The organism is Bacillus norwichensis, from assembly GCF_014836955.1.
GTDB classification, from domain to species: Bacteria; Bacillota; Bacilli; order Bacillales; family Bacillaceae_C; genus Siminovitchia; species Siminovitchia norwichensis.
This window is the reverse complement of record NZ_JACSPV010000016.1, coordinates 25,461-47,285: the sequence shown is the minus strand read 5'-3', so window position 1 is coordinate 47,285 and position 21,825 is coordinate 25,461. Positions and strand designations below refer to the sequence as shown.

Sequence of the window (21,825 nt, the reverse complement as noted above, 5' to 3'; positions counted from 1 at the left end):
TTATTGCAATTTCTGGACACAGCAAAAATGATTGGTTAGTTTCCAATCATTTCCTAGAGAATAGAAAAAGCACTGCGAGAGTCAATGTCGTCGCAATGCTTTTTGATGGATGATGTAATAAATCGTATATTATCATAGGATTTTTGAGTGTGCAACAAATACAGACATGATTTTACAAGAAAAATACGACTTTCCTTAGATTGTCACATAATGTTTACAATTTAAGCTGGTTGTCTTTACTGTTAAAAATAGTCTATGCAAGCCTTTATTGTTTATGATAATATTCCTGCCATTTGTTGTTTCCTTCGTAATAGATTTCTCTCCAAACCTTATTTCCATCTTCATAGGCCTCTCTCCATGTTTTCGTTCCGGTTTCATATCCATAGCCCCAATTTTTTTTCTGGCGTTCATAAAGCAAATTCCAGACTTTGTTTGTGATATCGTATTCCTCCTGAATCCCTTCTCTTGAAAGGACAGACTGGAGATCTTCAGCATGCTTAAATTCAATATCAGATTTTTTCATGATGGTTTGGCCCAAGTCGTCCGCTTTCTTCATGAGTTCCTTTTGCTTAGCCCCCACCTCTTTAAGACCTTCCCGCTGCCATTTTCCCCATGCATCCATCAAACGCTGGTACTCTTCTTGCCAATATTTCTCTACATCCTGTTTGGAGTTGGCCAATGTGAATTCACCGTTTCCTGCTTCGGCCACTTCTTTTAAAAGCTGCTGGGCTTCATTGTCCACTTGGAAACCGATAATGTTGATGATCGGCTTAATTCCTTCCGCAGCTAGTTGTTTGGCCTCCTTTACCGGATCTCCCCCGCATGTTTCAATCCCATCACTTACCACATATACAATGGCGGAACCGGCATCTTCCGGAATATCCTTTTTGGTCTCGGCAATTGCTTTTCCAATCGGTGTCCAGCCAGCCGGTTTTACTTGTTCCAGAGCAGACTTCACCTTGCCCGAATCGTTTGCTCCATGATAAAGCGTTTCAGTGGACGCACAGGAACGCTCCTTATCTGCATCGCTTCCGGTTCCCTCATACCCGTATACTCGAAGGGAGACCGTACTTTCCTTAGGTAGGACATCTATGAAACTCATGATGGCGCTTTTAGCCTCGTCCATTCTTGTTCCACCCTTGTTTTGAGCGTTCATACTGCCGCTGGCATCCAATAAAATGGCATAATGGACGCCGTTAACAATCGGCTCGTCAATATCCTCATCAGGCCGGGTACCAGTGACCTCAATCGTAGGGTCAAATTTAATTAATTCCTGAACTTCCTTATGATAATCTTCAGCTACCAATTTCAGGATTGCCTCTGTGTATTGCTCACTAGTCAGATGATTAGGAAGTTCCTTGAGCTTCTCAATAGCCGCCTGCTCATCATATTGTTCTCCACTAAATTCACCTGGCTTCCTCATGAGGTTCTTCTCATCCTCTGTCATCTCTCTCGGCAAATCTGTCGATTCATAGAATTCTGGTTCTTTTTCCCACCAGGCGTCCTTTACCTCCGTCTCCTCGGTGGCATCGTCCTTAACAGCTTGATCAGGCTCGGACTCTTTTTTTGTCTTCTCCGCCTTGCCACAGCCGCCAACAATGACCCCGGCGGCCAAGATTGTCAACAGTAATCTTTTCACCTTCTTCTTCCTTTCTATTGGAATCTTAAGCCTATTCTAACTTGGATTTTCGTAAGGAGTAACGAAACGGATAGGATTCATCCTTTTTTACTAAGAAAGAACTTGTAAAGGCTAGGAAGAAAGCATTGTATATGTACGTTGCTAGCAGGGATTTCTACCTAAAAAGTACGAACAGATCATTTAAGCAAAACCTGTCCATAAAAAAAGCATGGAGTTATAAAACCCCATGCCTTACTTAAATGATATATACTTTTGTTGTCAAATGGCGGCTGAGGAACGCTTCCTCGGGAATCGTCTTATGCTTGTTGGAGCTAAGCAAGGCGTTTCCGCATTTCACCTCAGTCTGTACATCGGTAAACAACGCCTTTCGTTTTTCCTTTTGTCCAGCTACAGGCGCCAGCGACTAGCAGACTTCCTTCTCCTTCCTACGATAAGTCAACATCGGCTCCGACGTATAGAAGATATACTAGTGCAATCGAAGCGACAGAATGTCGCTCTCTGAGCCTGCCGACGGACAGGACGTCCTAGTGCCACCGAAGCCACAGGACGTGGCGGCTTGAGGCGGCCTTCGTCGCCGTGTTTCCTTTATCTCGTCAGGAGTCTTCCAGTCTGTACGTCGCTAAACGGCGCCTTCCGCTTTTCTACCTCCACACACTCTTCACTATATTGGTCTGTGAACGATCTGGTCCCACTGAGAAGATGGAAAGAGGTACGCCTGTTAATTGGGATACACGCTCAAGATAATGACGCGCATTTGCAGGCAATTCATCTAATGTTCTACAACCTGTGATATTCTCTGTCCAACCAGGAAGTTCCTCATATAAAGGCTTGCAATCTTTTAAAATGTTCAAGTTAGCCGGATATTCTTTGATTAATGTGCCTTTATAATCGTATGCTGTACAAATTTTTACCGTTTCAATTCCTGTCAACACGTCGATGGAGTTCAAAGAAAGATCCGTCAATCCACTGACTCTGCGGGCATGGCGAACAACAACACTGTCGAACCAGCCGACACGGCGCGGGCGTCCTGTTGTTGTGCCATATTCACGGCCCACTTCACGGATTCGGTCACCGATCTCACCTTTCAGTTCTGTTGGGAATGGGCCATCTCCCACGCGGGATGTGTATGCTTTACACACTCCAACAACATGGTCGATTTTCGTTGGTCCAACGCCAGAGCCAATCGTTACTCCTCCCGCAACCGGGTTGGATGATGTAACGAACGGATAAGTTCCTTGGTCGATATCTAGCATGACGCCTTGAGCTCCTTCAAAAAGGACACGTTTGCCTTCATCAAGCGCATCATTAAGGACAACTGATGTATCACATACATAGTCCTTGAACTGTTGACCGTACTCATAATATTCATTCAGAATTTCTTCCAGAGTGAAACCTTCTGTTTCATAAAAACGCTGTAACAGACGGTTTTTCTCTTCAAGATTGCGTTTCAATTTTTCCTCAAAGACTTCGCGATCCAAAAGGTCGGCAATCCGGATTCCGATACGTGCAGCTTTATCCATGTATGCAGGGCCGATTCCTTTTTTGGTTGTACCGATTTTGTTTGCACCCTTACGTTCTTCTTCCACTTCGTCAATTTTAATATGGTATGGAAGAATGACATGCGCTCTGTTACTGATTCGCAAATTATCCGTAGAAATGGAATGTCCGTGCAAATATGCGAGTTCTTGAACAAGAGCTTTAGGATCTACAACCATCCCGTTTCCTATCACACTGATCTTATCTATATAAAAAATCCCCGATGGAATTAAATGCAGTTTATATGTCACATTGTTGAATTGAATTGTATGGCCGGCATTGTTGCCTCCTTGATATCGGGCAATCACTTCTGCGTTTTCGGATAAAAAGTCCGTGATTTTCCCTTTTCCTTCATCTCCCCATTGTGTACCGACAACTACTACTGATGACATGCAAACAGCACCTCCGACGGTTTATGGTGAACCCTAATATAGAACATTTATATTTTATTAGTGCAGATTCCGCACGTCAAGTGAAATACGAACATTATCATTAATTCCCATATTTTTGTTCGCTTTTACAAATGTTTTTTGCTTCAATCCTATTATAACCTAATATTCAATTTGATTAACCGAATTCAAAGCTCCTAATTCTTTTTCTACTTTTGAACGGAAAGAAGGGTCTGTCAAAATTTCAAGTTGAAAACTGTTCAATTTTTTTGTCAGCTGCATTTGTTCAATTGTACCCAGATCATTCGCAAAAAGAACAAGCTCTGTCCGGTTACCTTTCTTATCCTCTGCATACATGGCTTTTGTTAATACAAAGGCCGTCGAACCACCTTTTTGCCCCGCATGTTTGAGCCACTCACGATTTTGTGGATTTTGCATCAATCCTTCCATAACAGGATCAAGAAAGGTATGCGTTTCCCTGGAAAAATACTGTTTTCCATTTAATTTTTCCATCAGTGAGACATAGTCACTTGTCGTTGCTCTTGTTAAACGATCAGACCAAACTTTTTGGAATTTCATATCAAAGGCTGAAGCCAATTCCTTTTTCTCTTTGGATGTTGGTGGCATCTCATTCCAACTCTTAAATATTTCGTTCGCTTTTGCCCGATAGTCATCCAAAGGCATGTCCTTCAGCACCTTTAATGCTTCCTTCTCGGACAAATTCCTTTCTTCCATTATTGTTTTGGGAAGAAACATCCCGGCTCCAATTGGGTAGATCAGCTCATGATCAGAAAGCTCGGTTTGGATAAGAACATCATTGATATGGTCCAGCCCTAACAGATTAATAAGAAAATCCGTATTTGCATTGGAGCTAAAGGTAATCATCCCATTGGCTACTTCGCTCATCGTCACCTGTTCCAATGAGGTTAAAGAATCAATCCATGCCTGATGGGCACCGCCATCCGTCTTCGGAATATAGTACTTCTCTAATTCTTGAAGGCTTACTGTTTCTTCAGGATTGATTGTTCCTTCGGCGGCTTGCTGTGCGTACTCAATCGCTATAATAATCTTCATCGTGCTGGCTAATGGCAGAGGCTCATCACTGTTAACATTAGCCATCTGCTTTTCATTATGCATGATTGATAAAGCAATATTTTTTGAATCTGCCTGCTCTTTAATCAACTGGAGAACAAATTCGGGATCATCTTCTTTAAATTCGTTTTTAATAAACCAAATGCCAAAACCTATGATTAATACCGCAATCAACAACACTATGGCAATAATCCAAAGAACCTTCTTCACATCTGTTCACCCCTCATGTAATATACGGGAACAGAGCTCAGAAGGTTTCGAGTGAAAAATTAGACATTCAATAATCGTACTCATTTGGTACCTATTTAAGGTGCTACAAGTTCAACTTTTATTCTGTCTGGATCCTCAAAATAAACAGCATAATGATCATCTCCACCTGCAAAAGGATGCTGGTCTTTATAAAGAATAGAAACTCCTTTTTCCTCCAATTTTTCTGTAAGATCATCTACATGTTGTCGTGAAGCTGCATAAAATGCTAAATGATTAAGACCTATTCGGCATCTATGATAAGGGATATCCAAGAATCGCTCTTCCGTTTGCACAAAAACGATGTATGTATCATCCTTTATCCAACTTCGCCCACTTTCCCATTCCTGAAAGGAGCTGTATCCCAGTTCTTCGAGAAACCAGCCCCAAAAATCAATGGATTTACTTAAGTTAAATACGTTTATTTCAATATGATGAAGCAGTCCCCTTGCCAATCATATCCCCCCATCGCTGTGTATGGTCTTTAATCAATCATTTCAATTCTATGTCCTTACCGTCAATATTGATTGATCTAATCTTTGAAACCTCTAAAGGTAAAGATGGTATGAATTTAACTTTAACCTTTCCTTCCTCACTAAAGCTAGTCATAGAATCTAAAGTTTGAACACTGCCATCGGTCATTTTAGCCCTTACATCGATTTCGATTGAATCGTTGAATTTACCGTTACCGTATAAAGTTACTCCTAATGGTGAAATAGAAATATTTTTCGAACTCCATGTTCCAAAGTTTTTATGAAAGTCACTATTCATTTCGTCTTGAACAGATCGCATTTTAAAAGTAGTATTCCAGTTCCCTGTTGTATATTCTCCGTTAGAAACAAAATGTGCAATTAATTCTTGTTCTTCAAAATCTACACTATCTATATCAAAAATATATTCAGTATATCCATCACCATAGTTGGTATGTCCTGCTTCATCTATTCCAAAAGTGATATTAGTAGGATGTATTTCATTACCTGAATCATCAACAAAATAAAAATAACCATGATCATCAATATTCCCCTTATTCCACCTCACTTGAATATGAAGGTGATTATCAATGATGCCCATATTTGTAATAGGCATAAACTCTATTTCTGGAAGAGGCATTTCAAGCTTATTTGGCTTTAAAACCTGTATTATCCCTTGATCTTGTAGCTTTTGATACAAATTTCCACCACCGCCCGGAATGTCATTCATATCGAGTTGAATCGTTTGAGGTGGATTACTTGTGATTTCTGAAAGATTGGCATCAACTGCGACTTCAAATGTTTGTTTATCGCTAAGAAAGGAATTAATACGCAATTTCACTTTTCCATTGTTAAGGTTATCCCCGCCATTTCCTTGGATTCTTACCGTAGCAGTGTTTGTTTTTTTATCATAATCTACAATTCGACTATTAAACATTTGAGCACCAGTTAAAGAATAATCGTAAAGGTCAAGAGTTTCATCAATCCTGTTACCCGTTAAATCTTGTAACGTAACATAAATAATTGCCATTTCATTATCATTCATCGCAGCAACCACTTCCATTTTAATTCCATCATTTTCGTCGCTGATCTCAATAGGTTGAAGCATTAATGCGATTTCAGGACTGACAGTAGCTATTAAATTATTAAAGCTTGGTATACGGGCCGCCCCTACCCCAGCCGAAAATACTACCAATGCAGAGGCTATCAAAGGAATCGCTAACTTTTTTAATTTCCTTTTTGGTTTTTCTGATTTCGCCTTCATTACACCAAATCTTGACCTCTCATGTAATTCATTTGGAATTTCAATTTTTTCTAATTCCTGCTTTATCTTATTACTCACCAAGATCAGCCTCCTTAAACTTCTTGCGAAGTTTATCTAATGCCCGATATAATACCGATTTAGCCGTACCAAGTGGGATCTCTAATACCTCTGATATTTCTTTAAACGTAAAATTTTGATAAAACCTCAACAGAACAATACTCTTCTCATTATCTTGTAACGTGTCTATCAAATTTTGTAATGTTAATGAAAGAGGAATATCTTCATCATCTGAGCCAACGAATTCTTCAAACTCGGGTATTAATTGAATCACTTTCATATTTTTTTTAACCATATTAACTGCACAGTTGATCGTCATTTTCATCAACCACGTTTTGAAGTACTCGGGTTTTTTCAATGTATGTATCTTTTTAAACGACTGATATGCTACTTCTTGAACAACATCTAAAGCATCTTCTTGATTTTTGACATATACAAAAGCCATTCGATAAATGTCTTCCTCAGATTGTTGAAAAATCTTTAAAAAGGCTTTGTCATTCCCTTTCTGAGCTTTTTTCACTAAGCGTATAATCATAATTCACCCTCTCTTTTTTTGCCCTATATCTATTAGACAATTGAAAGTTCCATATGGCTTAAAATTCGTAAAAGTTTTTTCAATAAAAATAAAAAATCGCCCGGAAAGACGATGGAATTCTTAGAATAACCTAGAATAGCAGAATGGGATTTATAGGTAATGAGGAATACCTAATATCTCCTAAAAATAAAGGCTGTAAAGGTTGTCCGCTCTCTGTGGTATTAACTTCCCTATTTCGTTTTTACCGTTTCTTAAAAATAGTCTTGAAGCCCCTATAAAAAAAACACCTCTATATAAGAGGTGCTCTACAACTACGCTCCAGGCGGAGCATCCGCGTCATCAAACCTTCGTTCCAAGTTGACGAATTTATTATATTCTTTTACAAATGCCAGTGATACGGTTCCTGTCGGACCATTCCGCTGTTTAGCGATAATGATTTCGATGATATTTTTATTTTCCGTTTCCTTGTCATAATAATCATCACGATACAGGAATGCAACGATATCAGCATCCTGCTCGATGGAGCCGGATTCCCGGATATCGGACATCATTGGTCGTTTATCCTGACGCTGCTCAACTCCCCGGGATAGCTGTGATAAAGCTATGACCGGGACTTCCAATTCACGTGCGAGTGCCTTGAGTGAACGGGAGATTTCTGATACTTCCTGCTGCCGGTTTTCCTTTGAACGGCCGCTCCCTTGAATCAATTGCAAATAGTCGATCAAGATCATCCCAAGTCCGCTTTCTTGTTTCAGTCTCCGACATTTCGAACGGATTTCACTGACTCGAATTCCTGGTGTATCATCAATATAAATACCAGAGTTGGATAAGCTTCCCATTGCCATCGTCAGTTTTCGCCAATCCTCATCAGTCAGAGAACCTGTTCTTAAATTCTGAGCATCAATATTCCCCTCTGCACAGAGCATCCTCATGACCAGTTGCTCTGACCCCATCTCCAAGCTAAAAATCGCTACATTTTCATCTGTTTTCGTTCCAACATTTTGAGCAATATTCAAAGCAAAGGCTGTCTTCCCCACAGATGGACGTGCTGCAACGATGATCAAATCGTTGCGTTGGAATCCGGCTGTCATCCGGTCTAATTCCGAGAATCCTGTCGGGATTCCCGTCACATCCCCTTTCCGGTTATGAAGCAGTTCAATATTGTCATATGTTCGGACAAGGACATCTTTAATATCTTGAAAGGCCCCTGAATTTTTGCGCTGAGCAACTTCCATGATACTTTTTTCAGCTTCATCAAGAAGTGCTTCCACTTCATCTTCGCGCGCATAGCCTTCTGTCGCAATATCTGTAGCCGTTCGGATCAAACGACGCAATAGAGCCTTCTCTTCTACAATTCTAGCATAATAGCCAACATTGGCTGCTGTCGGGACAGATACAGAAATCTCACTCAAATAAGAGATTCCGCCAACATCCTCCAGCAATTTTGAGGCGGCCAGTTGTTCCGTAACGGTAACCAAATCAACGGCATGTCCTGTTTCATTTAAATGGATCATGACTTCAAATATTTTCTGATGGGCACTGCGATAAAAATCTTCCGGCAGCAAAATCTCAGATGCCAATACGATAGCCGCAGGATCCAGAAAAATCGCTCCGATTACCGCCTGTTCAGCTTCTATATTCTGCGGCGGCGTACGGTCAATCATCAACTCATTCAATGTACAGGTCACCTCCCTATTATTTTAACCTCGTCGATCCAAAAATAAAGGCGCAAGAAAGATGGCAGTTCTCCAATCAAGCTACTGATTCAAGGAATGCCTCATGGACTAGCCTCCTGAAACTATGCGACAATGTTCTCAAAAGAGCTATGACTCAGGAGCATGCTCTTTTTTGCGAACCAAGCATATTCTCAGTGTCTGGGATGAAACTTTTTTATGTGTTTTATCATCAGTAAAAAAATGTGACCCGAAGTAACCAGATCACATTTTTATCGTTTATTCTATTCTATCATGAATTGATCAATGAGAAGTACATTATTTTTGTTCCGCTACATGGACATTAAGAGTCGCTGTCACTTCATGATGAAGTTTAACTGGAACCTTCGTAACGCCAAGAGTCCGGATCGGCTGATCCATTTCTATTTTTCTGCGATCCACTTTAATGTCATGCGTCTTTTTTAGTTCATCTGCCACTTGCTTGTTGGTAATAGAGCCGAATAGTCGTCCGCCTTCACCGGATTTTGCTTTAATTTCAACCGTAAGCTTCTCTATCTTTTCTTTAAGGTCTTTAGCATCCTGAAGAGCTTCTTCTTCCAATTTCTGCTCTTTCTTTTGCTGGTTTTTAAGATTGGCTAAATTTCCAGATGTTGCTTCAACTGCCAACCCTTGTTTTAAAAGGAAGTTTTGCGCATAACCAACAGCAACATCCTTCACTTCCCCTTTTTTACCTCTCCCTTTTACATCCTTTAAGAAAATTACTTTCACGATGTTTGCCCTCCTTCAAAATATTCATCCAACACCTGTCTTAACTGCAGCTCTGCTTCTACTACCGTGATTCCTGGAAGCTGTGCCGCTGCATTCGTCAAGTGTCCCCCTCCGCCGAGCATTTCCATAATAATCTGCACGTTCACTTCTCCAAGGGAACGCGCGCTGATTCCCACAACCTCTTCCGCCCGTTTGGAGATGACAAACGATGCGGCTACACCATCCATTGTCAATAATGTATCAGCTGCCTGTGCAATCATAACTGGGCTATAGACAACATTGTCAACGCCGGTCGCGATGGTCACTCCGTTACCGTAAAATTCCATTGTTTCAATCAGCTTAGCTCTTTTAATATAAGATTCGATATCTTCCTTCATGAAGCTTTGTACAAGAACGGTATCCGCTCCGCGTGCCCGCAAATAGGAAGCCGCATCGAAGGTCCGGGATCCCGTTCGCAAAGTGAAGCTCTTCGTATCAACAATAATACCGGATAAAAGTGCCGTTGCTTCCAGCCTGTGAAGCTTTTTGCTCTTCGGCTGGTATTCAAGCAATTCTGTCACAAGCTCGGCTGTAGACGAAGCATATGGCTCCATATAAACTAGCAACGGCTTGTTTATAAAATCTTCGCTTCTCCGATGATGATCTATGACGACAACTCGGTCAGTTTTGCTCAGCAGTTTTTCTTCAATCACGAGAGAAGGTTTATGTGTATCTACAACAACAAGTAATGTTCCTTCCGTTGCAATTTCTAGAGCATCTTCAGGCGAAATGAACCTGGAATAAAGGTCCGGTTCGTTTTTTAGCTCTTCCAAAAGCCTTTTGACACTTGTATCAATTTCATTGAAGTCAATGACTATATAGCCCTCTTTCCCATTCATCTCCGCAGCTTTTCTGACCCCAATTGAAGCTCCGATTGCATCAAGATCAGGGAATTTATGTCCCATGATGATCACTTTGTCGCTTCCCAAAATCAAGTCTTTCAATGCATGCGAGATAACGCGGGCGCGAACCCGAGTCCTTTTCTCCATTGGGTTTGTTTTCCCGCCATAGAATTTCAATTTTCCGTTTGGCAGTTTCATTGCGACCTGGTCTCCCCCGCGTCCCAAAGCCAAATCTAAGCTTGATTGAGAGAGAGCTCCGAGTTCTGGAAAATCAGAAACGCCAAGCCCTACACCGATGCTTAACGTAAGCGGCACATGCTGCTTTGCTGTCGCTTCCCTGACAACATCCAAGATAGAAAACTTATCTTGCTCTAGCACATGCAATGTTTTTTCATTAAATAAAATAATAAACCGATCCGACGATGTTCTTTTTAAAAAGATGCCATGTTCCAAGGCCCAATTATTCAACAAAGCTGTAACTGTGCTATTGAGTTCACTTTTTGTCTGATCATTCATTCCCTGGGTCGCGTCATCATAATTATCAAGCAGAATGGTTGCAATCACCTGGCGTTCATCCTGATACCGTTTCATCGTTTCGATTTCTTCCGTTACATCAAAAAAATAAAGAAGACGTTCTTCATTCTTCAAAAGTACGCGATATTTGCGTTCATTTAATGTAATGATCTCAGATTCTTTTTCCTGTTGAATGGATGGTATGAGTGACTCGGCTACTTCATAAAGTGAACGCCCAACGAGCGACGGTTCATTCAACCGTGATGCCATGTAAGAATTGCTCCATTCAATGATATTATCTTCATTGAACAACATTACTCCGATCGGCATATCCAGTAGCGCTTCTTCCCCCACTTTTTTCACACGGTGAGAAAGCGTGGAAATATATTTTTCGATCTCCCTCATCCTGTCCTTCTGGGAATTAAAAAATAATACCAAGAAAATGATGAGCAAGAGAGCTCCTATCGCGCCTGCCCACCAGTATCGAAAACTGATGATTACAAGAAGAATGGCGCTTAAAGCTACAATCCCAATTATCGGAGGAAGGCTCTTCTTTTTATTTATATATGGCGGCATCCTTTCAGCTCCCTTAACTCCATACTAATTTTTTTCCTATCATTACTTCTTTGCCAATCGCTGTCTTAAATCAAAGCCTAAATCAATTATACCTAATAACCTGATGATAGAGAAAAACGTTGGCAGTAAAAAAGTCATAACCGTGGCGGTAACCGGTATAGCTTTCGACCACTTTTTCACATGACTATAATAATAAATGAAGGCCAGTCCCTGTATCATCATCAATATTTGCAATATATAAGCAGCATTGACGACGGTCATATGTAGAAATGTTCCTTCTGCAGGTTTAATAAAGAGGGAAACCATCAAGGTGATTAAATAATACCATAAGATACTTTTTGGGAATTTTACCGTCCTAAAAGGAGGAAATTTCGGCACATCAATTCCAAACCTCTTGATAATCGGAAAATTAATCACAATGAATAGAATAACGTATAAGAATGCGCTACTCACCAGAAGACTTGGAGCCAGCGTTTTCATTAATCCAATCATATCCTGAACCTGCTTTTGCAGGTTAGGGTCAGGAGTCTGCCCCAGCGCTCTCATCATGTCGGCATATTGGTCGGAAGACCTTAAAAAGATCTGGATCATCTTATCAAAAAAATTCATACCAAACAGTTGAGCTGCCAGCACATAAAATAATACAACATTCCCCAAAAACACCAGGTTCGAAGCCATATAGGTAACCATCTTAGTTTTTCCAGTTCGAATGCAATATCCCATCATTATACCAGTTGTCCCATATAGAATCGTAAATGGAATCGCAAGCACCGTCCCTGCTAGCATAGACATAAACATTGCCCCTATAAGCAATACAAGTGAATTTTTCAAAGGGTATTTTGAACTATAGAAAAGGAAGGGCAAGATTAGAAAAAATTGAGTGGCGAGCATTGCCATCGGAACGTAGGCAGAAAAGAGCAGCAGCACTGTAAAAATCGCAAGCATTAATGCCCCTTCTGTCAACATGCGCGTATTTTTCACTTTTTCACCTCATTAAGTATGTACCAGTCTATTTTAACAAAAAACACCTGATAAGTCACAGGCGGCAAGGACATTATTAAAGTAAGCATTTATTTGGCAAGCAAATTACGAACGGAACGGATAAATTAAGAATCTGGCGGAAGGATGGGCCGAGGTCGAATAACTCGTTTTAGCTGTATCGCCAGGTATCTAATGGCAGATATTGAGACGGGTAAGGATATTGAATGCTTCTGATAAGGTAAAGAAGAATGAAATATGAGGATGCCACTAAAATTTTAGAGTTGTGCTGAAAAAAGTATATCCTAACGACATTGTTCCTGCACAAACACTTTTTACTGCGTCGATACTAGACGTGGCACTCTTGAATTTATTCACAAACAGAAAAGCGGAAGGCGCACAGACTCAGGCGACAAGCACAAGGCGAATTTTGATGAGATAGTTCCCCAACACCGACTTGATCCTTGCGCCGGTGACGCTGTCAGCACTTGCACGTCCTGTGAGTCGGCGGGTTCAGTTCAGCGACGTCCTGTATGTCGCAGCTAAGAAAAACTTAATATTTCATCTAATTTTATGCTTTCTTACTATATCAAAAAAAGAGCAACAAGGATTTCTCCTCATTGCTCCCCTCTTATTATTCTCCTGACACAAATGGAAGAAGTGCCATTTGACGAGCTCGTTTGATAGCTGCAGTCAATTTACGTTGGTACTTAGCACTTGTTCCTGTCACACGGCGTGGAAGAATTTTCCCACGTTCAGAAATGAACTTTTTAAGTAGATCAACATCTTTATAGTCGATGTGTGTAATACCGTTCGAAGTAAAGAAACACACTTTCCGACGCTTACGTCCGCCTCTACGTCCACCTGCCATTTAAAACCCTCCTTTATCATTTTATTAAAATGGAAGATCGTCATCTGAGATATCGATTGGTTGTCCATCATTTGAGAACGGATCCTCATCTGTCCGAGTATAGCCCTGGTTCCTTTGGTCACCGTATGATGAACCTTGGCTTCGTTGATCCCCACCACCATATGGGTTTCCGCCAACATCGCGACCACGATCTTGTGAAGCAGCACCTCTAGGCTCCAAAAACTGGACACTATCTGCAACTACTTCAGTTACATACACCCGTTTTCCATTCTGATCATCATAACTCCGTGTCTGCAAACGACCGTCAACTCCAGCCAAGCTTCCCTTTTTCAAGAAGTTGGCCACATTTTCTGCCGGGCGACGCCAAATAACGCAATTGACAAAATCTGCTTCACGTTCTCCCTGCTGATTTGTAAACGTACGGTTAACAGCTAATGTGAAGTTCGCAACCGGTACTCCGTTTGGAGTATAACGCAGATCTGGATCTTTAGTTAATCGGCCAACTAATACTACTCGGTTCATCATCAGAATCAACCTCTTCCCGATTTACTATTCTTACATTGTTCCACGTGGAACATTTATTTCTGTTTATTTTTCTTCTTCTTTAATTACGATATGACGAATGATATCATCGTTGATTTTAGCAAGACGATCAAATTCCTGAACAGCTTCAGCATTTGCATTTGTATGGATTAAGCGGTAATATCCTTCACGGAAATCCTCAATCTCATATGCCAAGCGACGCTTGCCCCAATCCTTTGATTCGATGACTTCAGCCCCTTCGGAAGTAAGAATATTATCGAAACGTTCTACAACAGATTGTTTCGCTTCTTCCTCAATGTTTGGGCGAATAATGTACATGATTTCGTACTTTCTCATCAATGTTCCACCTCCTTATGGTCTGTGCGGCCCTCAAAAAAATAATCAAGGGCAAGGAGCAACTTTCATTACTCACAGAGAAAAATTATAACATAAAGACACTCATAAAACAAATATCATTTTTTATTATAGTATATATTCCAGCCAATCAACATATATCGACAATTCGACATTATTAATAAAAAACCATGCTCGCCTCTATGGCTTGCATGGTTTTCAAATTATTCTTCTTCATTATCATGAAAATTTCTGGATGGATTGAAGGTATGATCTAGATCTGGGTCTTCGGCAAATTCCGTTCCATAGTTAGGCTGAACGCCTGTTCCTTCATCTAGAACTGGACTTGTATAACGCTCACTCTCGTCCGCTTCCTCCCGATCGAAGAAATATGACAAGCAAATAAGGCCGCTTAGTCCAACTAAGGTATAAATTAACCGCGATAAGCCCCCTCCAAATATGGCAGCCACGAGGTCAAACCTGAATAATCCGATCAATCCCCAGTTGATAGCACCAATAACGACCAGAGCTAAGGCAATTTTACGTAGTGTGCTCAAGCTGAACACCCCCTTTTTTCTTCAAAAGAACCAACAGTGGCATTTGCTATTGATTCGGTACTATTATTTGAAGAAAAGAGGTGCTTTATACTGTTTAGAGTTCGTTTTATTTTTTAGCGATGGCAGCCTGCTCTCTCAGCATAAATTTTTGCAGCTTACCACTAGCATTTCGCGGAAGCTCCTCCATGAATTCATAACGGCGCGGCCTTTTATACCGAGCAAGACGATTGTTTTCTGTACAAAAGTTATCCAGCTCCTGAGCCGTTATCGAAGGATCTTTTTTCACCACGAAAGCGACAACTCTTTCTCCCCACATTTCGTCCGGCTCACCGACGACGGCGGCATCCAAAACCCCGGAATGTTCAAATAGGACATCCTCGACTTCCCTTGAATAAATATTTTCACCGCCCGAAATAATCATATCTTTTACACGATCACTCACCCACAAAACGCCTTCTTCATCCATGTATCCAATATCTCCCGAATGGTACCATCCTTCATACATTGCTTCTTTTGTGGCATCCGGACAATTAAAATATCCCAGCATGGTACTTGGACCTTTCACGATGATTTCTCCCAACTCCCCGGGAGAACAAATATCGAGGGGATCAGATGGTACTCCTTCTTTTACTTTGACCACTCTTATTTCATGATTGATCAAAGGTTTTCCAGCAGCTCCTGATTTTGATAGTTGCTCATCATCATATAGCACTGATATAGCAGGCCCCATCTCAGTCATCCCATATGCCTGAAATAAATCAATTTCCAAAGTATTATTTACTTTTTTGACAAGGGCCGGAGCCATAGGAGCTCCTCCGTAAAGCCCTGCACGTAGGCTTGAAAAATCAGCTTCTGTTAAATCTTCACGCAGTATCATATTCCACATTGTGGGGGCACCAAAAAAATGAGTGATTCTTTCCTCTTTTATAATTTGAATAAGCTCCTTTGCATCAAAATGATGCATAATGATATTGGAACCGCCCATCATAAGACGTGGAAGGAAGGCACAATGGAGCTCAGCGCAGTGAAACATTGGTGCTACACTCAGACCCCTCTCATTTTTTGTCACACGCATAACAGCCGACATGATGAGACTCTGATCTACCATATTGCGGTGGGAATGTATGACTCCTTTTGGCATCCCTGTCGTGCCGGAAGTATACATGATGGCGTAGGGATCATTTTCATTGAGTTCACAAGTTGGTCTCTCAGTCGAAGCGTTGGATATTTTCTCATCATATTCCTTTGCAAATGAACCTGGCTCATCAATGCACCAAAACTGAATATCCGAAATTAACTGGGCCGCATACGTAACTGTACTGCTCGTTGCTTTTTCATACAACACAATTTTCGGGGCTGCATCGCTTAAAATGAATTTCAATTCTTTTCCCGTCAGGCGAAAATTGATGGGATTGAAAATGGCGCCGATTTTCATGCAAGCAAACAGAGTCGTCGCGAATTCGGCAGTATTGTACAAAATAGTGGATACCCTGTCTCCTTTTTCAACTCCCGCATGTCTGAAGGCATTGGCAAGCTTGTTCACCTCCAGATCCCAATCACGATAGGTCCAGCTTTTTCCTAATCTCCGATCCACAAGCCCTTCCTTTAAGGGAAACTTTGCAACAGTCTGCTCAAATACATCTCTGAGTGTAGGTCCTCCCACGTATACCACTCCCTGTATTGAAATTTACTGTTCAAGTCTTTCTATTATTGTCGCGTTCGCCATGCCGAAACCTTCACAAATCGCCTGGAGTCCATATTTCTTATTCTGCCTTTCCAATTCATGAACCAATGTCGTCATTATCCTCGCCCCGCTTGCACCAAGCGGATGCCCTAGCGCAATTGCACCTCCATTGACATTTAGTTTTTCCGGGTTCGCTTCAGTTTCCTTCAGCCATTGGAGCGGAACAGAAGCAAAAGCCTCATTTACTTCAAATAAATCTATATCTGAAAGGTCCATTCCAGCTTTCTTCAATGCTTTCTCCGTTGCTGCTACTGGCCCTGTAAGCATTAAGGTGGGGTCTGACCCCACTACTGACCTAGAAATGACTCGAAAACGAGATTTTACCCCAAGTTCTTCCGCCTTTTCCCTGGACATGAGCAATATGGCTGCAGCTCCATCGCTGATTTGGCTCGCATTACCCGCGGTGACTTTTCCATTTTTTAAAAAAGGAGGTTCTAAAGCTCCAAGTTTTTCCATTGATGTATGTTCACGGGGACCTTCATCGTTATTCATCATTCCACTTTCAGTAGTGATTTCCATGATTTCACGATTAAATCGGCCTTCCTTCATGGCTCTTACAGCCTTTTCATGACTCTTCAGGGAAAAAAGGTCGAGCTCTTCTCTTGAAAATCCCCACTGCTCTGCAATCCGTTCCGCCGACAGCCCTTGGTTGATTATTTCATAGCGATCCGTTAGCTTTTTACTGTTTCTGGCTCCTTGCAAATTTGAAAGCATGGGAACTCGCGACATACTCTCCACTCCGCACGCTATAACGACATCCATATCTCCACTTAAAATCGCTTGGCAAGCAAAATGAACCGCCTGCTGGCTTGAACCACATTGTCTGTCAAGGGTGACTCCTGGAACTGTCATCGGATATCCTGCTATCAATACAGCGAGCCTTGCAATATCATTTGCTTGTTCGCTTGCCTGTGTAACGCAGCCGGCAATGACATCTTCCACGTGACTTGCTTCAACGCCAGCCCGTTCCGTAATTTCCTTTAAAACCATGGCAAGCAGCTCGTCCGGGCGTGTCTGGCTTAACATCCCGTTTCTTTTTCCAACTGGTGTCCTTACAGCTTCAACAATCACAACTTCCCTCAAACATTTCTCCTCCTTAGTCGTTAGAAAGCGCTTACCTTCTTTTTCGATAAACTCTCGGCATTTTCCTTCTTTGGGAGATGTTCTATTTGAAATAGAAAAAGGAAAAATAGAGATGAAAGATGATAAAATACAAAAAGAGAACCTTTTAAATTGTTTTTTCAACCAACGGCTTTGTTGTTAAAGTGAGTGTAATGGCTTTAAGAAAAAATATAAAGAAGGAGTGATGAAATGGATAGAAAAAGCATTGAATCTTGTTGTTTAAAGCTCGCAGGTACCACCCAAGATTACCAAAAGGATTGGGAAGCTGACCGATTTTTTATCGGAACCAAGATGTATGCAATGATTGGTGGGGATTCAAATGGGGAACCCATCTTAACATTAAAATGTGATCCGACTCTTTCAGAGGAATTACGAGAAGGTAATGAAGCGGTCATTCCCGGATATTATATGAACAAAAAACATTGGAACTCCATTTACTTTGAATCAAACATATCAGATGAGCTAATAGAAAATTAATTGCACATTCCTACAACTTGGTCTTGAAAAATCTACCCAAAAAAGTACAAAAAGAGATTGGTCTTCCATCTGAAATATGAATGAAGAATAGAGATTAACTACTTCTAAAGAAAAGTTAGGTGAATTTTGCATTTAGTTATCATAGCAAAACAACTGACTTTATCACAATATGTGAATCCTCACTGAATATGCTTCATTCAGCTTTACACCAAGAGAACACACCCACATAAATATCGTCTATTTTATCTATACAATTACCAATGAAAAAACGGCTGCGAGGTTAGCAGCCGTTCAAAGTAAAGTAAAGTACAGTCCTCCATTTTACCGAAAGTAAAATAGAGTAACCCAACATGATTTAGAAATATACCTTGATTAAAAAGTTTGATGCACCAAATGACTCAAACATTAAAGCGGAAATGGATGACATCGCCATCCTGTACTAAATATTCTTTTCCTTCCAAACGCACTTTTCCTGCTTCTTTTGCAGCACTCATAGATCCAGCATCCCGTAAATCTTCGTAGGAAACTGTTTCAGCGCGAATAAATCCTTTTTCAAAATCCGTATGGATGATTCCGGCACATTGCGGGGCTTTCATTCCTTTTTTGAATGTCCACGCACGGACTTCTTGCTCTCCGGCTGTAAAATAAGTAGCTAATCCCAAAAGATGATAGGCTGCACGAATTAATTGATCTAATCCGGATTCCTCTATTCCCAATTCTTCTAGGAACATCGCTTTCTCATCATCGTCGAGCACCGCGATCTCTTCTTCGATTCTGGCACTGATGATAATGACTTCCGCGTTATCTTTTTCCGCATAGTCCATCACTTTTTTCACATATTCATTGCCTGATGGATCAACCAAATCGTCTTCTCCAACATTCGCTACATATAAAACAGGTTTGCTTGTCAGCAAATGAAGCTGTTTGACAATTTTAAGCTGGTCATCGGAAAAATCAATAGCTCTTGCCGATTGGTCAGATTCGAAAGCAGTTTTTAATTTGCTCAGCACTTCAAATTCAGCCATGGCATCCTTGTCTTTTTGCTTCGCCATTTTTTCAACGCGGCCAATGCGTTTTTCAACAGATTCCAAATCTGCCAAAATCAATTCAAGATTGATCGTCTCAATGTCATCAATCGGATCTACTTTTCCTGATACATGCGTGATGTCGCCATCAGCAAAACAGCGAACAACATGACAAATTGCATCCACTTGGCGGATATGGGACAAGAATTTGTTTCCGAGTCCTTCCCCTTTGCTCGCGCCTTTGACGATTCCGGCGATATCAGTAAATTCAAAAGCCGTTGGTACAGTTTTCTTCGGCTTGACAAGTTCAGTCAATTTTTGGAGACGGTCATCCGGAACTTCTACGATACCGACATTAGGGTCGATTGTACAGAATGGATAGTTCGCTGCTTCCGCTCCCGCTTTCGTAATTGCATTGAATAAGGTTGACTTGCCTACGTTTGGCAAACCAACAATCCCTGCTGTTAGGGCCATCTCGGTCACTCCTCTTTGTCGGGACAGGCTCTGCCCCCAATCCATTCATAATTATAGAGACTGAAAGGAAAAAGCGCAAGGTGAATTGCCGGAGCTTTGCCCCATGCAAGAGTAAAAATCCTAGCTCTCCGTCCTTCCAATAGAAAAAGCATGACGTTCACTCCTCATGCTTTTCCAAAATCTTTTTCATTTTTCTTGTGAACTCCCGCCTTGGGAGCATAACGCTGTGTCCACAGCCTTCGCATTTTATGCGGATATCCATCCCCATTCGTATAATCCGCCAACGATTGGTTCCACATGGATGAGGTTTTTTCATTTCAACAACGTCTTGAAGGTTAAATTCTTTTTTTTCCATTCTTATCCCCCTTGTCGGTCACTAAAATGATTGTTTTTTGGGTGATCGCTCCCTTGCATCATCACAATGCGCTGATACGGAACTTCCACCTGTTGTGCATCTAATTCGAGTTTGATTGCCTTTCGAAGCTCCCTTGCAATAAATGCATTTTGAAGCGGCAATGTCTCTGCAGTTACCCGCAGGACAATTTCAGATGCGCCTAATTGCTGAACCCCAAGCACACTGGGCGTCCCAACAATTTGTTCATATTTTTGCGGCATTGTTTTCAGCAAATCTTCAATTAAAACTTCCACTTTTTTCAAATCCGCCTGATAACCAAGATAAATATCTACAACTGCTACACTATTGTGAAGCGAAAAATTCGTCACTTCTGTAATATTGCCATTTTGAAGAATGTACAGTTCTCCTGTCCAGTTCAATATTTTCGTTGTCCGAAGTCCAATTTCTTCGACGGTTCCTTCAAATTCTCCAATTCGAACATAGTCTCCAACGGAAAACTGATCTTCGAAGATGATAAAAAAGCCACCAATTACATCTTTCACAAGGTTCTGAGCGCCAAAACCAACGGCGAGTCCCAAAATTCCCGCACCAGCCAGAATTCCTTTTACATCAATTGATAATGCCGAAAGAATTGTGACGATAGCAATAAAATAAACTATATACGATAGGATATTCTGCAACAGTTTAACAAGCGTTGCTTCACGCCTCTCCGAAAATTGCATCGGCACATTGGATCTTCTTTTGAATATTTTTCCAATCGCAGCCTTTCCGACTCGTATGACAATAGTAGACACAATAATAATAATGATGATTTTTAAAGCGATCAAACCATAATTGATCCATAAATCAGGGTTGGTCAGCTTTTTTATCAATATATTCGTTTCCTTCTCTAAATCTGGACTTTGCTTCATTTTTGTTCACCTGATCCACTTCTTGAATTCATTCCTTTATTTTAACAATAAATGATGCCCCTTTCCAATCATAAAAAGTCTTCTTCCAGCCCATCTCCATGTATAGAAAATGGCTGTTCTTCGTATACTGGTTATCAAATAACAAAATCGAACGGTTTTATGACGAGTGCTAAAGGGGGATTGGAGTGGAGCAACAGAATATAGTTGATACTATCGTACATTTTGAGGATCAAACCGCGATTTATAAAATATCCGATGCTCTTTTGGACCTTCTTCCCTCACAGAAAAATCAGCCTGTCATCATTATTTGCATTGGAACAGACCGGTCAACCGGAGATTCGCTCGGACCATTAATCGGATCTTTCTTATCCGAAGCAGGAATGAATATCTTTCATGTTTACGGAACATTGGAAAGTCCCGTACATGCGATGAACTTGAAGGAGATTTTACAGTATGTGAAAAAATCATACAAAAATCCGTTCATCATTGGTATTGACGCTTGTTTAGGCAGAATTGAAAGTATCGGAGAAATCAAGGTTGGTACAGGTCCAATTAAGCCTGGAGCTGGGGTAAATAAAAAGCTCCCGGAAGTAGGAGAAGCTTTTATTACAGGTATCGTCAATATGGCGGGACATATGGAATTCGTCGTACTCCAAAATACGCGTTTGAACCTTGTGATGAAGCTAGCGAAAAAAATATCCGCGGCCCTTGTCGAAGCCGATAGAATCTACGACAAAAAAACAACCTTCCAGTCAATCGGTTTCAACCTTGTAAAAAGAAAACCAGCGAAATAGCG

The 21,825-nt window shown here is 41.0% G+C and carries 20 protein-coding genes and 1 pseudogene; 2 read left to right on the top strand and 19 right to left on the bottom strand.

The window, feature by feature from the left end; all coding sequences use genetic code 11:
* Positions 1-265: 265 nt before the first annotated feature.
* The 16 genes from H9631_RS10985 to H9631_RS10910 all read right to left on the bottom strand — a co-directional run bounded on the left by H9631_RS10985 (position 266) and on the right by H9631_RS10910 (position 17,748).
* Positions 266-1,639 carry a VWA domain-containing protein gene (locus tag H9631_RS10985; protein WP_191812723.1) on the bottom strand — a complete coding sequence of 458 codons (1,374 nt, stop codon included), beginning with the start codon at positions 1,637-1,639 and terminating at the stop codon, positions 266-268.
* A gap of 641 nt (positions 1,640-2,280) precedes the next feature.
* Complete coding sequence (locus H9631_RS10980; RefSeq protein ID WP_191812721.1) at positions 2,281-3,567, bottom strand: adenylosuccinate synthase; 1,287 nt, start codon at positions 3,565-3,567, stop codon at positions 2,281-2,283.
* 159 nt (positions 3,568-3,726) lie between these two features.
* Positions 3,727-4,866 carry a serine hydrolase gene (locus tag H9631_RS10975; RefSeq protein WP_191812718.1) on the bottom strand — a complete coding sequence of 380 codons (1,140 nt, stop codon included), beginning with the start codon at positions 4,864-4,866 and terminating at the stop codon, positions 3,727-3,729.
* Positions 4,867-4,961: 95 nt separating this feature from the next.
* Positions 4,962-5,357, bottom strand: coding sequence for a VOC family protein (locus tag H9631_RS10970; protein WP_191812716.1), 396 nt, complete (start codon positions 5,355-5,357; stop codon positions 4,962-4,964).
* 37 nt (positions 5,358-5,394) lie between these two features.
* On the bottom strand, positions 5,395-6,714 hold the full coding sequence (locus H9631_RS10965; protein ID WP_191812714.1) for a DUF4179 domain-containing protein: 1,320 nt from the start codon (positions 6,712-6,714) through the stop codon (positions 5,395-5,397).
* On the bottom strand, positions 6,707-7,228 hold the full coding sequence (locus H9631_RS10960; RefSeq protein ID WP_191812712.1) for a sigma-70 family RNA polymerase sigma factor: 522 nt from the start codon (positions 7,226-7,228) through the stop codon (positions 6,707-6,709). Before H9631_RS10960 ends, H9631_RS10965 begins: the two co-directional genes overlap by 8 nt.
* Positions 7,229-7,539: 311 nt before the next feature.
* Positions 7,540-8,892, bottom strand: a complete 1,353-nt coding sequence (gene dnaB / locus H9631_RS10955; protein WP_404801735.1) for a replicative DNA helicase — start codon at positions 8,890-8,892, stop codon at positions 7,540-7,542.
* A gap of 327 nt (positions 8,893-9,219) precedes the next feature.
* Complete coding sequence (gene rplI / locus H9631_RS10950; protein WP_191812709.1) at positions 9,220-9,669, bottom strand: 50S ribosomal protein L9; 450 nt, start codon at positions 9,667-9,669, stop codon at positions 9,220-9,222.
* Complete coding sequence (locus H9631_RS10945; RefSeq protein ID WP_191812707.1) at positions 9,666-11,639, bottom strand: DHH family phosphoesterase; 1,974 nt, start codon at positions 11,637-11,639, stop codon at positions 9,666-9,668. Before H9631_RS10945 ends, rplI begins: the two co-directional genes overlap by 4 nt.
* A gap of 42 nt (positions 11,640-11,681) precedes the next feature.
* Entirely contained in the window at positions 11,682-12,620 is a 939-nt protein-coding gene (locus H9631_RS10940) for a YybS family protein (RefSeq protein ID WP_191812705.1), read from the bottom strand.
* 631 nt (positions 12,621-13,251) lie between these two features.
* On the bottom strand, positions 13,252-13,488 hold the full coding sequence (rpsR, locus tag H9631_RS10935; protein WP_120115822.1) for a 30S ribosomal protein S18: 237 nt from the start codon (positions 13,486-13,488) through the stop codon (positions 13,252-13,254).
* 24 nt (positions 13,489-13,512) lie between these two features.
* Positions 13,513-14,013, bottom strand: coding sequence for a single-stranded DNA-binding protein (ssb, locus tag H9631_RS10930; RefSeq protein ID WP_191812703.1), 501 nt, complete (start codon positions 14,011-14,013; stop codon positions 13,513-13,515).
* Between the two features lie 63 nt (positions 14,014-14,076).
* Entirely contained in the window at positions 14,077-14,367 is a 291-nt protein-coding gene (gene rpsF / locus H9631_RS10925) for a 30S ribosomal protein S6 (RefSeq protein WP_191812701.1), read from the bottom strand.
* Between the two features lie 221 nt (positions 14,368-14,588).
* On the bottom strand, positions 14,589-14,921 hold the full coding sequence (locus tag H9631_RS10920; RefSeq protein WP_191812699.1) for a DUF378 domain-containing protein: 333 nt from the start codon (positions 14,919-14,921) through the stop codon (positions 14,589-14,591).
* A gap of 106 nt (positions 14,922-15,027) precedes the next feature.
* The gene (locus tag H9631_RS10915; RefSeq protein WP_191812697.1) at positions 15,028-16,584 is read right to left on the bottom strand and encodes a fatty acid--CoA ligase; all 1,557 of its coding nucleotides are present in this window, start codon (positions 16,582-16,584) and stop codon (positions 15,028-15,030) included.
* Between the two features lie 24 nt (positions 16,585-16,608).
* Positions 16,609-17,748: a thiolase family protein gene (locus H9631_RS10910; RefSeq protein ID WP_191812695.1), complete on the bottom strand. Its 1,140-nt coding sequence runs from the start codon at positions 17,746-17,748 to the stop codon at positions 16,609-16,611.
* A 228-nt stretch (positions 17,749-17,976) separates the two neighbouring features.
* On the opposite strand from H9631_RS10910, the pseudogene H9631_RS10905 reads away from it, so the two are divergent.
* Positions 17,977-18,344, top strand: a pseudogene (locus H9631_RS10905) (MmcQ/YjbR family DNA-binding protein).
* A 318-nt stretch (positions 18,345-18,662) separates the two neighbouring features.
* Here H9631_RS10905 and ychF read toward each other — a convergent pair.
* From ychF to H9631_RS10890, 3 genes are all read right to left on the bottom strand, one after another.
* A complete protein-coding gene (ychF, locus tag H9631_RS10900) occupies positions 18,663-19,763 on the bottom strand; it encodes a redox-regulated ATPase YchF (protein WP_191812693.1) in 1,101 nt (366 codons plus the stop codon).
* A gap of 157 nt (positions 19,764-19,920) precedes the next feature.
* Positions 19,921-20,118: a DUF951 domain-containing protein gene (locus H9631_RS10895; protein ID WP_160706898.1), complete on the bottom strand. Its 198-nt coding sequence runs from the start codon at positions 20,116-20,118 to the stop codon at positions 19,921-19,923.
* 2 nt (positions 20,119-20,120) lie between these two features.
* Entirely contained in the window at positions 20,121-21,029 is a 909-nt protein-coding gene (locus tag H9631_RS10890; RefSeq protein WP_191812691.1) for a mechanosensitive ion channel family protein, read from the bottom strand.
* Positions 21,030-21,214: 185 nt separating this feature from the next.
* Between H9631_RS10890 and yyaC the strand changes: the two genes are divergently transcribed.
* On the top strand, positions 21,215-21,823 hold the full coding sequence (yyaC, locus tag H9631_RS10885; RefSeq protein ID WP_191812689.1) for a spore protease YyaC: 609 nt from the start codon (positions 21,215-21,217) through the stop codon (positions 21,821-21,823).
* The last annotated feature ends 2 nt before the right edge of the window (positions 21,824-21,825 follow it).

Coding starts and splice junctions, on each gene's coding strand:
- H9631_RS10890 (WP_191812691.1), bottom strand. CDS start 21,029: ATGAAGCAAAGTCCAGATTTAGAGAAGGAAACGAATATATTGATAAAA.
- ssb (WP_191812703.1), bottom strand. CDS start 14,013: ATGATGAACCGAGTAGTATTAGTTGGCCGATTAACTAAAGATCCAGAT.
- rpsF (WP_191812701.1), bottom strand. CDS start 14,367: ATGAGAAAGTACGAAATCATGTACATTATTCGCCCAAACATTGAGGAA.
- H9631_RS10960 (WP_191812712.1), bottom strand. CDS start 7,228: ATGATTATACGCTTAGTGAAAAAAGCTCAGAAAGGGAATGACAAAGCC.
- dnaB (WP_404801735.1), bottom strand. CDS start 8,892: ATGATTGACCGTACGCCGCCGCAGAATATAGAAGCTGAACAGGCGGTA.
- rpsR (WP_120115822.1), bottom strand. CDS start 13,488: ATGGCAGGTGGACGTAGAGGCGGACGTAAGCGTCGGAAAGTGTGTTTC.
- H9631_RS10945 (WP_191812707.1), bottom strand. CDS start 11,639: ATGCCGCCATATATAAATAAAAAGAAGAGCCTTCCTCCGATAATTGGG.
- ychF (WP_191812693.1), bottom strand. CDS start 19,763: ATGGCCCTAACAGCAGGGATTGTTGGTTTGCCAAACGTAGGCAAGTCA.
- H9631_RS10895 (WP_160706898.1), bottom strand. CDS start 20,118: ATGGAAAAAAAAGAATTTAACCTTCAAGACGTTGTTGAAATGAAAAAA.
- H9631_RS10980 (WP_191812721.1), bottom strand. CDS start 3,567: ATGTCATCAGTAGTAGTTGTCGGTACACAATGGGGAGATGAAGGAAAA.